Consider the following 13,907-nt stretch of genomic DNA (forward strand, 5'->3'; position numbering starts at 1 on the left):
AATTGATACCTCGACTTTGTCGGTTACTGGATACATGTAAAGCCTGTCAGTCGATAGAACTGACACGGATCAATACTTGTTATTCGACGATATATGACAGACAAACTCAGGAGGATACCATGACAAATACTTTGAAATCATTGATGGCCGCAGGCTTGCTCGCGGCTGTCATCGGTGTGCCCGGGCTTGGCCATGCCGCTGGCGGCGGTGCCGAGGGCGGGGCGGCGTTTCCTGACACGGTGGGGACGCATATCTATTCACCGGGGCCGATGGCGCCGGCGCAGCCGTTTCGCCTGGAGATGCAGATGTCCGCGCCGGCGATGACGGTGATCCATACCGACATGATGATGCATCCGAGTATGGCGGGCACGACGAAGATTGCGTGCATCATGCAGCCGGTGCCGCACCATCGGGGCATGGTCGTTCTGACGTGTACGCCGGGCGCCTGAGGCGGAGCGGCGTTCGAAACCAACCAAATTCAAATCATGGTCTGGCCCGGTTTTGTGGCCGTGGCTGACCTCATCAAGGACCTCATCATGAAACTATCACGTTTCGCTCTTGCTCTCGGAATTGTCATGGCCGGATCGTTTTTGGCGCGTGCCGATGCTGCGGCACCGCCCGCATTGTCGCCGGCGCAGATGACGGCGATGCATGCAAAGCTCAGCCAGGCCCAGAAATTGATCAACGAGATCGATCAATCATACGGCACGCAATTCGCCATCGGCCCAAAAATGGAAATGATGGCCATGAGCCATATGGCGAAGGCCAATATGGAAATGGCGAAGGCCATGATGGAGATGCAGGAGATGTGGACCGGCACGCCGTCACCTTCGGCCTATCCGTCATCGCTGGGTGGTCAGTAGGGAGCCTGACCATTTGCGGCTGGCGCTGCTGCGTCAGCCGCATCTGGCGGGAAACACCAGGGCATGATCGATTTCGAGCGATCGTGCCGGGGAATTATTCGGCGGCGGCGGCGTAGTCGGTCATGGGGGCGCAGGAGCAGACCAGGTTGCGGTCGCCATAGACGTTATCGACGCGTTTGACCGGTGGCCAGTATTTGGTGGTGGTGAGGTAGGGCAGCGGGAAGGCGGCTTGTTCGCGGGTATAGCTGTGGCTCCAGGTGGTTGCGGTGAGTTCGGCGGCGGTGTGGGGCGCGTTTTTCAGCGGGTTGTCGTCGCGCGGCGTGGTGCCGGCGGCGATCGCGGCGATTTCGGTGCTGATCGAAATCATCGCGTCGCAGAACCGGTCGATCTCGGCTTTGGATTCGCTTTCGGTCGGTTCGATCATCAGGGTGCCGGGGACGGGCCAGGACATGGTGGGGGCGTGGAACCCGTAATCCTGCAGGCGTTTGGCGATGTCTTCGACCTGGATGCCGGTGGTCGCCTGAAAACCCCGACAGTCGATGATGCATTCATGGGCGACGGTGCCGCCGGCGCCGGTATAGAGGATGGGGTAGTGGGGTGCGAGGCGGTGGGCGATGTAGTTGGCGTTGAGGATGGCGATGGCGGTGGCTTCGCGCAGGCCTTCAGGCCCCATCATGCGGATATAGGCGTAGGGGATCGGCAGGATCGAGGCGCTGCCGAACGGGGCGGCGGCGATCGGGCCGTAGCCGGTGGCGGGGCCGGCATCCGCACGCATCGGGTGATTGGGCAGATGGGGTGCGAGATGGGCGGCGACGCCGATCGGGCCGACGCCGGGGCCACCGCCGCCGTGCGGGATGCAGAAGGTTTTGTGCAGGTTGAGGTGGCAGACATCCGCGCCGATCGCGGCGGGGCTGGTCAGGCCGACCTGCGCGTTCATGTTCGCCCCGTCCATATAGACCTGGCCGCCGGCGGCGTGGACGCGGTCGCAGATGGTGCGGATGGTGGATTCGAACACGCCATGGGTCGAGGGGTAGGTGATCATGAGCGCGGCGAGGTGTTCGGCGTGCTGGCTGATTTTGGCATCGAGATCGGCGAGGTCGATGTTGCCGGCCTTGTCGCAGCCGATTACCACCACACGGTAGCCGGCCATGGTGGCGGAGGCGGGGTTGGTGCCGTGGGCGGATGAAGGGATCAGGCAGATGTCGCGCGCACCCTCACCGCGGGCGGCGTGGTAGGCGCGGATGCTGAGCAGGCCGGCGAATTCGCCTTGCGCGCCGGAATTGGGTTGCAGCGAGACGGCGGCGAAGCCGGTGATGCGGGCGAGATCGGTGCTGAGTGTTTCGATCAGGGCGCGGTAGCCTTCGGTCTGATCGGCGGGGGCGAAGGGGTGGATGTCGGCGAAGGCGCGCCAGGTGATCGGGATCATTTCGGCGGTCGCGTTGAGTTTCATGGTGCAGGAGCCGAGCGGGATCATGCTGCGGTTCAGCGCGATGTCCTTGTCCTCGAGGCGTTTGAGGTAGCGCAGCATGGCATGTTCCGAGCGATGGGCGTGGAACACCGGTGCGGTCATGAAGGCGCTGCGGCGGGTGAGCGGGGCGAGCGGTGAGGCGAGGGCTTCGGCGCCCTGGGTGAACAGGGTGGTGAGGGATTTGAGTTCGGCGTGGGTGATTGCTTCGTCGAGCGTAATGCCGATGGTGGTGGCATTGATCCGGCGCAGGTTGAAGCCGGCGGCGAGGGCGCGGGCCATCAGGGCGTCGGTCTGTGCGCCGGTTTCGAGCGCGATCGTATCGAAGAACGTATCGTGGCGCAGGGTGAAGCCGGCGGCGGTCGCGGCACCGGCCACGATACGGGCTGCGAGGTGGATGCGGGTGGCGATGCGCGCGAGGCCGTCCGGCCCGTGCCAGACGCCGTAGAAGCCGGCGATGACGGCGAGCAGCACCTGGGCGGTGCAGATGTTCGAGGTCGCTTTTTCGCGGCGGATGTGTTGTTCGCGGGTTTGCAGCGCGAGGCGCAGTGCGGGGGCGCCGGCGGCATCGATCGAGACGCCGACCAGGCGGCCGGCCATGTGGCGTTTCAGACTGTCGCGGGTGGCGAAATAGGCGGCATGCGGGCCGCCGAAGCCCATCGGCACGCCGAAGCGCTGGGTCGAGCCGACCACGATATCGGCCCCCATTTCACCGGGCGGTTTGAGCAGGGCGAGGGAGAGCGGGTCGGCCGCGACGATGGCGAGCGCGCCGGCGGAGTGGGCGGCGGTGATTTCGGTTGTGAGATCGCGCACGCCGCCGGTGGTGCCGGGGTATTGCAGCACCAGAGCGAAGGGGGCGGCGCGTTCGATGGCCGCGGGATCGCCGGGTTCGATGTCGGTCAGGGTCCAGCCGAGCGGGGCGGCGCGGGTGGCGATGACGGCGCGGGTTTGCGGGTGCAGGTCGGTCGCGACGGCGATGGTGGTGGATTTGCCTTTATGGACGGCGTGGGCGAGGGCGACGCCTTCGGCGGCGGCGGTGGCTTCATCGAGCAGGGAGGCGTTGGCGATCGCCATGCCGGCGAGTTCGGCCATCATGGTCTGGAAATTCAGCAGCGCTTCAAGCCGGCCCTGGGCGATTTCGGCCTGGTAGGGGGTGTAGGCGGTATACCAGCCGGGGTTTTCCAGCACGTTGCGCAGCACGACCAGCGGCGTGACGGTGCCGTGATAGCCGAGGCCGATCAGGCTGCGCTTGACCTGGTTTTTTGCGGCGAAGATGCGCAGATCGTCGAGGATTTCACCTTCGGTCAACGGCGGCGCGAGGTCGAGCGGGTTTTGGGTAAGGATGGCGCCGGGCACGGTGCGGGTGATCAGCGCCTCGATCGAGGCATCGCCGAGGGCGCGCAGCATGGCGTCGCGCTCGGCGGTGCCGGGGCCGATGTGGCGATCGGCGAAGCGATCGGCGGCGAGGATGGTATCGAAGGCGGCGAAATCATGGGGCATGGCGTGGGCTCCGATCAGAGCGATTGGACGAAAGCCTGATAGGCGTCGGCGGTGAGCAGCGCATCGAACGCGGCACGGTCGGCGAGGCGGAGTTTGAAGAACCAGGCGTCGGCTTCGGCATCCTTGTTGACCAGAGCGGGTTCGTCGGCGAGGGCGGCGTTGTGTTCGGTGATGGTGCCGGCGAGCGGCGCGTAGACATCCGACGCGGCTTTGACGCTTTCGACCACGGCGCAGGCCTCGGCCTCGGCGACGGTGCGGCCGGGTTCGGGCAGTTCGACGAAGACGACGTCGCCGAGGGCGGATTGGGCGTGATCGGTGATGCCGACGGTGGCGATATCGCCATCGAGGCTGACCCATTCATGGTCTTTGGTGAAGCGGATCTCGGTCATGATCGGGCCTTTCAGCGGGCGTAGCGGTGGGGGACGAAGGGGAGCGGGGTGACGTGGAGCGGAATGGCGCGGCCGCGCAGCGTGGCGGTGAGGGCGGTGCCGTCCGCCGCCAGATCGGCGCGGACGTAGCCCAGCGCGATCGGGGCATCGAGGCTGGGGGCGAAGGTGCCGGAGGTGATCTGGCCGGCGATGGCGCCGGAGGCATCGTGCAGGGTGGCACCGGCGCGGACCGGGGCGCGGCCTTCGGCGCGCAGGCCGACCAGGCGTTCGGCGGGGCCGTTGTCGTGCGCGGCGCGGACGGTGGCGCCGCCGAGGAAATCCCAGGTCATTTTGCGGCGTTTGCCGATGGCAAAGCCGAGGTTGGCCGCGACCGGGGTGCGGGATTCATCGATATCGTTGCCGTAGAGCGGCAGGCCGGCTTCGAGGCGGAGCGAGTCGCGGGCCCCGAGGCCGGCGGGTTTGACGCGTGGGTCGGCCAGCAGGGCGGTGGCGAAATCCGCGGCGTGGGCGGCGGGCATGCCGATCTCGAAGCCATCCTCGCCGGTGTAGCCGGAGCGGGTGATGGTGAGGCTTATGCCGCGCGCGGTGGTTTCGATCGCGTCCATGAAGCGCATGGCGGCGGTTGCCGGGATCAGTGAGGCCAGGACGGCGGCGGCGTGCGGGCCTTGCAGGGCGAGGAGTGCGCGGTCGAACGCTGGGGTGAGGGTGACGCCGGTGGGGAGATGGGCGGTGATATGCGCGACATCGGCTTGTTTGCGGCCGGCGTTGAGGACGAGGAGGAGATGATTGCCGAAATTGGCGACCATCAGATCGTCGACGATGCCGCCGGCCTGGTTCATCAGCAGGGTGTAGCGCTGGCGGCCGGGTTTGAGGGCTGCGATGTCGCCGGTGACGACGCGTTCGAGGGCGGCGGCTGCTTCGGGACCGGCGAGTGTGGCCTGGCCCATGTGCGAGACATCGAACAGGGCGGCGCCGGTGCGGCAGTGCAGATGCTCGGTGATGATGCCTTCGTATTGCACGGGCATCAGATAGCCGGCGAAATCGACCATGCGGGCGCCGTGGGATCGGTGCCAGGCATCGAGCGGCACGGTTTGGGGTTCGTGGTCAGCCAAGGGTCGCGTGTCTCCCGCGTGTGCAGCGGACGGGTGCAGAACCGTCCAGACTGACCCCCCTCTGTCGCGGAACCTGAGAGATTCGGATCGGGGTTGACCCGGTCCTTACGCCGTCGGTGCGGCGCAGGGCGCCGGCTTTCCAGAGATTCGTTTTTCCGCGCGGTCCCTGGTGCCTGAGCGTTTCCGGGGGCCGGTTGCGCCTTCGGCGGTGATGCTGGGGTGGGTGTTGGTTACCCTGGCATCACACTCTCCCGCGTGGGAGTTCGAATGACATGGTGATGACGGAGATGGCGGGTAAAAGCAAGCGGGATGTCGGGGAGACACAAGGACGTCTGTTTATGAAAAAGCAGAAAACTAGGGTCTGAGCGGTTTTTTTTCACAAAGACGGCTTTCCGGTCCTGTTTTTTCGTCACTCAACCCCGCGCAACCCCCGCGCCCCCCATCGCCGCCCACGCCGCCGCCAGCGATCCATCGAGGTCGATCGCGCGGCACGCTGGCTCGATCACCCGCGCCGCGAATCCGAAGTGCCGCGCGTCCTGCGCCGACCAGGACACGCAGTAATCGGTCGCGAGCCCGCACAGATCGACGGCGGTGATGCCGCGCGCGGCCAGATAGCCATCGAGCCCGGTGCGGCTGGTCCGGTCGGCTTCGAGAAACGCCGAATACGAATCGATGCCCCGGTTCGACCCTTTGCGCAGGATCAGTGCTGCGTGCGGGATCGCGAGATCGGGGTGCAGTGCTGCCCCCGCGCTGGCCATTACGCAATGATCCGGCCACAGCATTTGGGTTCCGTAGTCGAGCGTGATGGTCTCGAACGGTGCCCGCCCGGGATGCGTGCTGGCGAACGAGACGTGCTGCGGCGGATGCCAGTCCTGCGTGATCACCACGGTTTGATAGTGCTGGGCCAGCGCGTTGATCACCGGCACCACCGCATCGCCATCCGGCACGGCGAGCGCGCCGCCGGCGCAGAAATCGCGCTGCACATCGATCACGACAAGGGCGGTGTTACGGTTCATCGCTATAAAATAGGATGCCCGCGCACGCCGAGGTAGAGCGAATAGACCGATGTCGTCGCGGTGATGAACAGCCGGTTGCGCTTCGGGCCGCCGAAGCAGAGGTTGCTCACCATTTCGGGGATGTCGATCTTGCCGAGCGGCGTGGCATCCGGCGCGAAGGCGGCGACCGCATTGCCCGAACCGCAACTGGTCCAGATGTTGCCGTGCTCATCGAGCCGGAACCCATCCGCGAAGCCGGGTTCGATCACGGTGAACACCCGGCCCGCGCCGAGGCGCACCCCATCGATCACCTCGTGCACCCTGATGTGATGCGGCCCGCCCTCGCGATGGGTGAAGCCGGTATCGGCCACGTATAAGAACCGCTCGTCCGGGCTGAAGGCAATGCCGTTCGGCCGTTCGTAATCATCGGCGACCACCGCGAGCGTGCCGCTCGCCGGGTCGAACCGGTAGACGCGGCAGGCCCCGATTTCGCTCTCCGCGCGGTGCCCCTCGTAATCGGAGATGATGCCGTAATCGGGGTCGGTGAACCAGATCGAGCCGTCCGATTTCACCACCACATCATTGGGTGAGTTCAGCTTCTTGTTCTCGAACCGGTCGACCAGCACGGTCACGCTGCCGTCGTATTCGGTGCGGCTGATGCAGCGCCCGCCGTGCTCACAACTGATCAGCCGTCCCTGACGGTCGCGGGTGTGGCCGTTGGTGAAGCGGGCAGGGGCGCGATAGACATCCATCTCCCCGGTCGGCCACCAGCGCATGATCCGGTCGTTCGGAATGTCGGACCAGAGCAGGCAATTCGCATCGCCGAACCAGACCGGGCCTTCCGCCCAGCGAAACCCGGTCGCGATCCGTTCGACCGCCGCGTTCATCAGCAGCATCGGCCGCATCCGCGGATCATAGATATGGTAACCTTCGGTCATTGTCGGTGTCCCCCCCTTGCTTGCTTTCTGCGCACGTTGGTCTGCTTGCTGCGCGCGTTGGTCTGCTTGCGGTGCGTGTTGGTTATTGGTAATCGTCATCTATCAACCGCACCAGTTTCGGTCCAGTCGGCCTTGCTGGCAAGCAACAAGATGATGATGAGGAACGACGATGTCGAACACAGGACGCGTTGCCGGCAAGACCGCTTTCGTCACGGCCGCGGGGCAGGGAATCGGCCGCGCGATTGCGGAAACCTTGATGCGCGAGGGGGCCATGGTGATCGCGACCGACCGCGATGCCAGCCTGCTCGCCGGGATCGAGGGGGCGATGGCGCTCGACGTGACCGATGCCGCCGCGATCGCGGCAATGGCGCAATCGGTCGGCGCGGTCGATATTCTGGTCAATGCCGCCGGCTATGTCGCGCACGGGTCGGTGCTTGATTGTGCCGATAAGGATTGGCAATTCTCGTTCGATCTGAACGTGACCGCGATGTTTCACACGATTCGGGCGTTTCTGCCGGGCATGCTGGGCCGCGGTGGCGGCTCGATCATCAACATCGCCTCCACGGTCGGGTCGATCAAGGGCACGGTCAACCGCTTCGCCTATGGCGCCTCGAAGGCGGCCGTGGTCGGGCTGACCAAATCGGTCGCGGCCGACTACGTCACCAAAGGCGTGCGCTGCAACGCGATCTGCCCCGGCACGGTGGAAAGCCCGTCGCTGCGCGGCCGCATTGCTGCCCTGGCCGCTTCCCGCAACACCGATACCGCGACGATCGAGGCGGAGTTCGTCGGCCGCCAGCCGATGGGCCGGCTCGGCACGCCCGATGAAATGGCGATGCTCGCCTTGTATCTCGCCTCCGATGAATCCCGCTTCACCACCGGCGTCGCTCATGTGATCGACGGCGGCTGGTCGAACTGAAAGTAACACCGATGAGCAATACCCCGACCAAGCTGCGTTCGGCCCAATGGTTCGATAATCCCGGCAATCCCGGCATGACCGCGCTGTATCTGGAGCGCTACCTGAATTACGGGCTGACCCGTGAGGAATTGCAGTCCGGCAAGCCGATCATCGGCATCGCCCAGACCGGCAGCGATCTGTCGCCGTGCAACCGCCATCACATCGAACTCGCCAAGCGCGTGGCCGATGGCATTCGCGCCGCCGGCGGCGTGCCGATCGAGTTTCCGGTTCACCCGATCCAGGAAACCGGCAAGCGCCCGACCGCCGCACTCGACCGCAACCTGACCTATCTCGGCCTGGTCGAAGTGCTGTTCGGCTACCCGCTCGACGGCGTGGTGCTCACCACCGGCTGCGATAAAACGACCCCGGCGATGATCATGGGTGCCGCCACCGTCGATATCCCCGCCATCGTGCTGTCCGGCGGGCCGATGCTCGATGGCTGGTTCGAGGGCGAACTGGTCGGTTCCGGCACCGTGGTGTGGGAGGCGCGCCGCCGCCTGGCCGCCGGTGAAATCGCCTACAACAAATTCATCGACATGGTGGCCGGCTCCGCGCCCAGCGTCGGCCATTGCAACACCATGGGCACCGCCAGCTCGATGAACGCGATGGCCGAAGCGCTGGGAATGTCGCTGCCCGGCTGCGCCGCGATCCCCGGCCCGTACCGCGAGCGCGCGCAGATCGCCTACGAAACCGGCAAGCGCATCGTCGACATGGTGCATGAGGATTTGCGCCCGTCGCGCATCCTGACGCGCGAGGCGTTTGAAAACGCCATCGTCTGCGCCTCGGCGATCGGCGCTTCGACCAATTGCCCGCCGCATGTGATCGCGATCGCGCGACACATCGGCGTCGAACTCGACATCGCGGATTGGGACAAAATCGGCTACGAAATCCCGCTGCTGGTCAACATGATGCCGGCCGGCAAATATCTCGGCGAGCGGTTCCACCGCGCCGGCGGCCTGCCCGCCGTGATCGGCGAGCTGATGCGCCACGGCAAGATCCGCGAAGGGGCGCTCACCGTGTCCGGCCGCACCATGGGTGAGGAAAATCGTGGCAAGCGCAGCATCGATGCCGAAATGATCACCGATTACGCAACCCCGCTGCACGAGCACGCCGGGTTCGCCGTGCTCACCGGCAATCTGTTCCACAGCGCGATCATGAAAACCTCGGTGATCTCGCCCGAGTTCCGCGACCGCTTCATGCGCAAGCCCGGCGATCACGACGCGTTCGAGGGCCGCGCCATCGTGTTCGAAGGGCCGGAGGATTATCACGACCGGATCAACGACGCCTCGCTCGGCATCGATGCGGATTGCATCCTGGTGATCCGCAACTGCGGCCCGATCGGCTATCCCGGCTCGGCCGAGGTGGTGAACATGCTGCCGCCGGATGCGCTGGTGAAACAAGGCGTCAACCAGCTGCCCTGCATCGGCGACGGGCGGCAGAGCGGTACCTCGGGCAGCCCCTCGATCCTGAACGCATCACCCGAATCGGCGGTCGGCGGCGGCCTGCTGCTGCTGAAAACCGGCGATCGCATCCGGGTCGATCTCAAGACCCGCACCGCCAATATCCTGATCGACGAAGCCGAACTGACCCGGCGCCGCGAGGCGATGGAGTTGCCGGAACTGCTCAACCAGACCCCCTGGCAGGAAATCCACCGCCGCTTCACCGGCCAGTTGGAAACCGGTGCGGTGATGGAACACGCGGTCGGCTATCAGCGGATCGCGGAGCGGTTCGGCGTGCCGCGCGATAATCATTGAGGCTTGGGTTTTTAGGCGGCGGGCTGTAACGGCAAAAAAGGAAGGGAAGGGAAGGTCTTCTTTTTTGTGAACAAAAAAGAAGCAAAAAAAACTTTGTTAATCTGGGCCCGTGCCGGTTTCAGCGCCCGTGCCCCAGGGTCGGAAAGTTTTTTGCTTCTTTTTTTCAAAAAAGAAGCCCTTCCTTTACCTAGTGTACCCTCACATTGCGCCGGTTGCCTCGCATCCCCACTATATCCGTCATGACGGACGCCGAACCCGCCTCGCGCCACTCTGCCCGGATCATCGGATCGGAGCCTGCCGCGCTTGACGGGTGACGGCGCGCATTCCGTCGCTCTGCGCGACTGCCCGTTATGTGGCTTGATCTCGACGGTGCCGCACAATGTGCGCGGCGTCGCGGCCAGTTGCCCGCAGTGCACCAGCAGTCTTGGGCGGATCTGGCACCCCGACATGCGCATCCCGCGCGGCTGGGCGCTTGCCGCCGGCTTGTTCTATCTGCTCGCGCTGGCCGGCCCGTTCGTGCAGATTTCGATCTTTGGCCGGTTGCAGCGCGCGGATATCGCGACCGGTCCGCTACAACTGACAGTGCAGGGGTTCGATCTGGTCGGGTTCCTGGTGCTGGCGGTTACCATTATATTCCCGGGAATCAAGCTCGGCATCGTGCTGCTCACCCTGTTCGGCATCCGTCTGGAGCACCAACCGACCCGCTTTCTCAAGGCGATCTTCCGCTGGTACCCGCTGATCGGGCCGTGGGCGATGGTCGATGTCTATCTGCTCGGCTTCCTGGTCGCCTACACGCGCCTGACCGCGATGGCGACCGTGCATCTCGACCTGTCGCTGTTCGCCCTGGTCGGCCTGATGATCTCGATGGCCGCACTCGATGGCTCGCTCGATACCGGCGCGATCTGGGATGCGCTCGATACCGGCCCCGCGCCACGCCCGATCGATGCCGATCACCGCGGCGGCCATCTGATCGGCTGCCATTGCTGTTTCCTGATCAACCGCGCCGAACCTGGCATGGCGTGCACGCGGTGCGACACGGTGCTGCGCGACCGCAAACCCGACAGCATCGTCCGCAGTTGGGCCTTCGTGATCGCGGCGATGGCGCTTTATATTCCGGCCAATCTCTATCCGGTGATGCTGATCACCCAGCTCGCCCGCACCACGCCCTTCACCATCATGGGCGGCATCGTGGAATTGTTCGCGGCCGGCCTCTGGCCGCTCGGCCTGCTCGTGCTGCTCGCGAGCATCGCAATCCCGCTGGTCAAGCTGCTGTCGATGGCCTGCATGCTGATCGAGGCGCAGCGCCCGAGCGGGCGGCATCTGCTCGGCCTGACACGCACCTATCGTTTTGTCGCGTTCATCGGCCGCTGGTCGATGATCGATGTCTTCATGGTCTCTATCCTGGTCGCACTGGTGCGGTTCGGCCAGTTCGCCAATGTGCAGGCCTCGACCGGTGCGGCCTGCTTTGCCGGCGTCGTGGTGATCACGATGTTCGCGGTCGAGAGCTTCGATCCGCGCCTGATGTGGGACGGTGCACGCGAGGCCGCACCCGAAACCCCGCCTGACCCCACGCTGATCGCGGAGCCCGCATGAGCGAAACGCCCGCCCCGAAGCCGGCCCGGCTGAAACGCAAACGCTTCTCCTTCGTCTGGCTGGTGCCGCTGATCGCGATCGGGATTGCGGCCTACCTCGGCTACCGCACACTGGCCCAGCAAGGCCCGCTGCTGACCTTGCAATTCGATACCGCGCAAGGCCTGGTCGCCGGGCAGACCCAGGTGAAATACAAGGCGATGACGCTGGGCACGCTCGAGACCATCGATCTCAGCCGCAACAACCGCCACGTCATCGCGCATGTGCGGATGAACAATGTCGGCGCGCGGTTCCTCACCAGCCATGCGCGGTTCTGGGTGGTGCGGCCGCATTTCTCGTTCAAGGACCCCTCCGGCCTCGATACGCTGGTATCCGGCGCGTTCATCGGCGTCGATCCCGGCGCACCGGGTGGCAAGCCGCAATCCTATTTCATCGGCCTCGAACAACCCCCCGGCGTGCGCTCGGATGTCGCCGGCCGCACCTTCGTGCTGCGCGCCAAGGACATCGGATCACTCAATACCGGCTCGCCAGTGTTCTATCGCGACGTTCAGGTGGGCGAGGTGCTCGGCTATGATCTGGGCAACGGCCTCGGCCCGGCGAAAATCAGGATTTTCGTGCGCGCCCCGTTCGATAATCTGGTCAAGCCGGAGAGCCTGTTCTGGAACTCATCCGGTATCACCGCCGGCATCATCGGCGGCGCGTTTCATATCGAGGTGCAGTCCATCCAGGCGCTGGTGACCGGCGGCGTCACCTTTGCGCTGCCGCCACGCGCGGACAAGGACAAACCCAGCCCCTCCGAAGCGGTGTTCCCGCTCTACCCGACCCACGAAGCGGCGGAGACCGCGGGCTACCAGACGCAACTGCCGGTCGTTTCATACTTCACCTCCTCGGTCAGCGGCCTGACCGAGGGGGCGCCGGTGATGTTTCTCGGCATTCAGGTCGGTGTGGTCTCCAAGTTGAAACTCGTGGTCGATCTGCACTCCGCACTCATCCGCGCCAAGGTCGAAATGCGCCTGCAACCCGGCCGGATTTTCCCGAATCCGCAGGCGCTGCAATCGATCAACGAAACCACCGAATTCCAGAAACTGGTCGATCGGGGTATGCGCGTCGAAATCGAGACCGGCAATATCGTTACCGGCCAGAAGATCATTGCCTTCACCATGGTGCCGCACGCCAAACCCGCCTCGGTCACGCATGAGCACCATGTGATGGTGCTGCCCAGCCAGCCCGGCGGGCTCGACGCCATCATGCAATCGCTCGCCAGCGTTTCAGCCAAGCTCGACAAACTGCCGATCCAGCAGATCGGCGATAACATGAACAAACTGATCGTCACCGCCAACCGTACGCTGGAGCACGCGCCGATCGACCATACCCTGAACTCGGTATCCCAGACCGCGCAATCGACCAATCAACTGCTGAAATCGCTGAACCGCAGCTATGGCCCCGATTCCGATTTCGAGATCAACCTCGAACGCCTGATCAGCCAGAGCAACCAGACCCTGCAATCGGTCCAGCAATTGACCAATTACCTGTCGCAGCACCCGCAAGCTGTCCTGTTCGGAAGGAGCAAGCATTGATGGCAACCCGCCGCACCACCCTGATCGCCGGCGCCGCCGCCCTCTGCGCCCCGCTGGCCGGGTGCGGCACCGCCGTCGTCACACAATATTACCGCATCGCGCCAACCCCAGGCGCCGTCGATCGCACGGTGCACGCCGATATCGCGCTGCGGCCGATCATCATCCCGTCCTATCTGAACCAGAGCGGCCTGCCCAAACCCAGCAGCCGCACCAGCTTCGCCACCTTCGATGACAATCAATGGGCCGGCTCCCTCACCGACCTGCTGCGCACCAGCATGGTCCAGAACCTCGCCCAGCGCCTGCCCAACGCCACCGTGATCGGCGGCGGCGGCGCCATCGACCTGCCCGATAGCCTGATCATCGAAATCAATATCCTGACCTTCGACCCCGATGCTACCGGCCAAATCACCCTCGACGCCGATGTCTCGATCAAACCCCAAACCAGCCAACACCGCCAAACCCGCCTCATCCACCTGCGCTCGCCCTCCAACGGCACCACGCCCACCCAGATCGCCGCCGCCATGTCCGCAGTATGGGGCGACTTCGCCACCCAGATCGCCACCCTCCTGGCCCCGGGCCACGCGTGACAACCCGATGCCTGCCGTTTTGGGGGCGCTTTGGGCAAGCAAGGCCAGGGGCTCTGCCCCTGGACCCCGTTAAAGGCGGAGCCTTTAAAATCCATTAGTTTTAAGTAAGGGGAGGGCGCTGCCTCGGACTTTTCGCCGATCTCGCCTGTGTCGCCCTCCCCTTACCTAAAACTAGCGGGTTC

General features: G+C 64.9%; 12 protein-coding genes and 1 riboswitch. Of the genes, 7 read left to right on the forward strand and 5 right to left on the reverse strand.

Going from position 1 to position 13,907, the window contains the following annotated elements:
• Positions 1 to 119: 119 nt before the first annotated feature.
• Positions 120 to 449 (forward strand): hypothetical protein, encoded by a 330-nt coding sequence (locus tag B7X49_RS01760; protein WP_139334036.1) that lies wholly within the window; start codon positions 120 to 122, stop codon positions 447 to 449.
• A 36-nt stretch (positions 450 to 485) separates the two neighbouring features.
• On the forward strand, positions 486 to 863 hold the full coding sequence (locus B7X49_RS01765) for a hypothetical protein (RefSeq protein WP_286702822.1): 378 nt from the start codon (positions 486 to 488) through the stop codon (positions 861 to 863).
• A gap of 94 nt (positions 864 to 957) precedes the next feature.
• Here the strand turns inward: B7X49_RS01765 and gcvP are convergent, their stop codons facing one another.
• The 5 genes from gcvP to B7X49_RS01790 form a co-directional block, all read right to left on the reverse strand.
• The gene (gene gcvP, locus B7X49_RS01770; RefSeq protein ID WP_286702823.1) at positions 958 to 3,828 is read right to left on the reverse strand and encodes an aminomethyl-transferring glycine dehydrogenase; all 2,871 of its coding nucleotides are present in this window, start codon (positions 3,826 to 3,828) and stop codon (positions 958 to 960) included.
• 14 nt (positions 3,829 to 3,842) lie between these two features.
• Positions 3,843 to 4,217: a glycine cleavage system protein GcvH gene (gene gcvH / locus B7X49_RS01775; protein WP_286702824.1), complete on the reverse strand. Its 375-nt coding sequence runs from the start codon at positions 4,215 to 4,217 to the stop codon at positions 3,843 to 3,845.
• 11 nt (positions 4,218 to 4,228) lie between these two features.
• Positions 4,229 to 5,329: a glycine cleavage system aminomethyltransferase GcvT gene (gene gcvT / locus B7X49_RS01780; RefSeq protein ID WP_286702825.1), complete on the reverse strand. Its 1,101-nt coding sequence runs from the start codon at positions 5,327 to 5,329 to the stop codon at positions 4,229 to 4,231.
• A gap of 150 nt (positions 5,330 to 5,479) precedes the next feature.
• Positions 5,480 to 5,593, reverse strand: a riboswitch (glycine riboswitch).
• Between the two features lie 149 nt (positions 5,594 to 5,742).
• The gene (pncA, locus tag B7X49_RS01785) at positions 5,743 to 6,345 is read right to left on the reverse strand and encodes a bifunctional nicotinamidase/pyrazinamidase (protein WP_286702826.1); all 603 of its coding nucleotides are present in this window, start codon (positions 6,343 to 6,345) and stop codon (positions 5,743 to 5,745) included.
• A 2-nt stretch (positions 6,346 to 6,347) separates the two neighbouring features.
• Positions 6,348 to 7,262 carry an SMP-30/gluconolactonase/LRE family protein gene (locus B7X49_RS01790; protein WP_286702827.1) on the reverse strand — a complete coding sequence of 305 codons (915 nt, stop codon included), beginning with the start codon at positions 7,260 to 7,262 and terminating at the stop codon, positions 6,348 to 6,350.
• A gap of 169 nt (positions 7,263 to 7,431) precedes the next feature.
• On the opposite strand from B7X49_RS01790, the gene B7X49_RS01795 reads away from it, so the two are divergent.
• From B7X49_RS01795 to B7X49_RS01815, 5 genes are all read left to right on the forward strand, one after another.
• Positions 7,432 to 8,178, forward strand: coding sequence for an SDR family oxidoreductase (locus tag B7X49_RS01795; RefSeq protein WP_286702828.1), 747 nt, complete (start codon positions 7,432 to 7,434; stop codon positions 8,176 to 8,178).
• An 11-nt stretch (positions 8,179 to 8,189) separates the two neighbouring features.
• The gene (locus tag B7X49_RS01800; RefSeq protein ID WP_029313499.1) at positions 8,190 to 9,971 is read left to right on the forward strand and encodes an IlvD/Edd family dehydratase; all 1,782 of its coding nucleotides are present in this window, start codon (positions 8,190 to 8,192) and stop codon (positions 9,969 to 9,971) included.
• Between the two features lie 303 nt (positions 9,972 to 10,274).
• Positions 10,275 to 11,564 (forward strand): paraquat-inducible protein A, encoded by a 1,290-nt coding sequence (locus tag B7X49_RS01805; RefSeq protein WP_286702829.1) that lies wholly within the window; start codon positions 10,275 to 10,277, stop codon positions 11,562 to 11,564.
• Positions 11,561 to 13,138 carry an intermembrane transport protein PqiB gene (locus tag B7X49_RS01810; RefSeq protein WP_076454617.1) on the forward strand — a complete coding sequence of 526 codons (1,578 nt, stop codon included), beginning with the start codon at positions 11,561 to 11,563 and terminating at the stop codon, positions 13,136 to 13,138. Before B7X49_RS01805 ends, B7X49_RS01810 begins: the two co-directional genes overlap by 4 nt.
• On the forward strand, positions 13,138 to 13,725 hold the full coding sequence (locus B7X49_RS01815; RefSeq protein WP_286702830.1) for a membrane integrity-associated transporter subunit PqiC: 588 nt from the start codon (positions 13,138 to 13,140) through the stop codon (positions 13,723 to 13,725). Before B7X49_RS01810 ends, B7X49_RS01815 begins: the two co-directional genes overlap by 1 nt.
• Positions 13,726 to 13,907: the final 182 nt, after the last annotated feature.

Origin of the sequence: Acidiphilium sp. 34-64-41 (assembly GCF_002282635.1) — a bacterium.
GTDB lineage: Bacteria > Pseudomonadota > Alphaproteobacteria > Acetobacterales > Acetobacteraceae > Acidiphilium > Acidiphilium rubrum.

Bases quoted from the DNA above. Each gene is read 5' to 3' on its own strand.
- B7X49_RS01765 (WP_286702822.1), top strand. From the start codon at position 486: ATGGTCTGGCCCGGTTTTGTGGCCGTGGCTGACCTCATCAAGGACCTC.
- B7X49_RS01800 (WP_029313499.1), top strand. From the start codon at position 8,190: ATGAGCAATACCCCGACCAAGCTGCGTTCGGCCCAATGGTTCGATAAT.
- B7X49_RS01795 (WP_286702828.1), top strand. From the start codon at position 7,432: ATGTCGAACACAGGACGCGTTGCCGGCAAGACCGCTTTCGTCACGGCC.
- gcvP (WP_286702823.1), bottom strand. From the start codon at position 3,828: ATGCCCCATGATTTCGCCGCCTTCGATACCATCCTCGCCGCCGATCGC.
- B7X49_RS01760 (WP_139334036.1), top strand. From the start codon at position 120: ATGACAAATACTTTGAAATCATTGATGGCCGCAGGCTTGCTCGCGGCT.
- B7X49_RS01790 (WP_286702827.1), bottom strand. From the start codon at position 7,262: ATGACCGAAGGTTACCATATCTATGATCCGCGGATGCGGCCGATGCTG.
- pncA (WP_286702826.1), bottom strand. From the start codon at position 6,345: ATGAACCGTAACACCGCCCTTGTCGTGATCGATGTGCAGCGCGATTTC.
- B7X49_RS01810 (WP_076454617.1), top strand. From the start codon at position 11,561: ATGAGCGAAACGCCCGCCCCGAAGCCGGCCCGGCTGAAACGCAAACGC.
- B7X49_RS01815 (WP_286702830.1), top strand. From the start codon at position 13,138: ATGGCAACCCGCCGCACCACCCTGATCGCCGGCGCCGCCGCCCTCTGC.
- gcvH (WP_286702824.1), bottom strand. From the start codon at position 4,217: ATGACCGAGATCCGCTTCACCAAAGACCATGAATGGGTCAGCCTCGAT.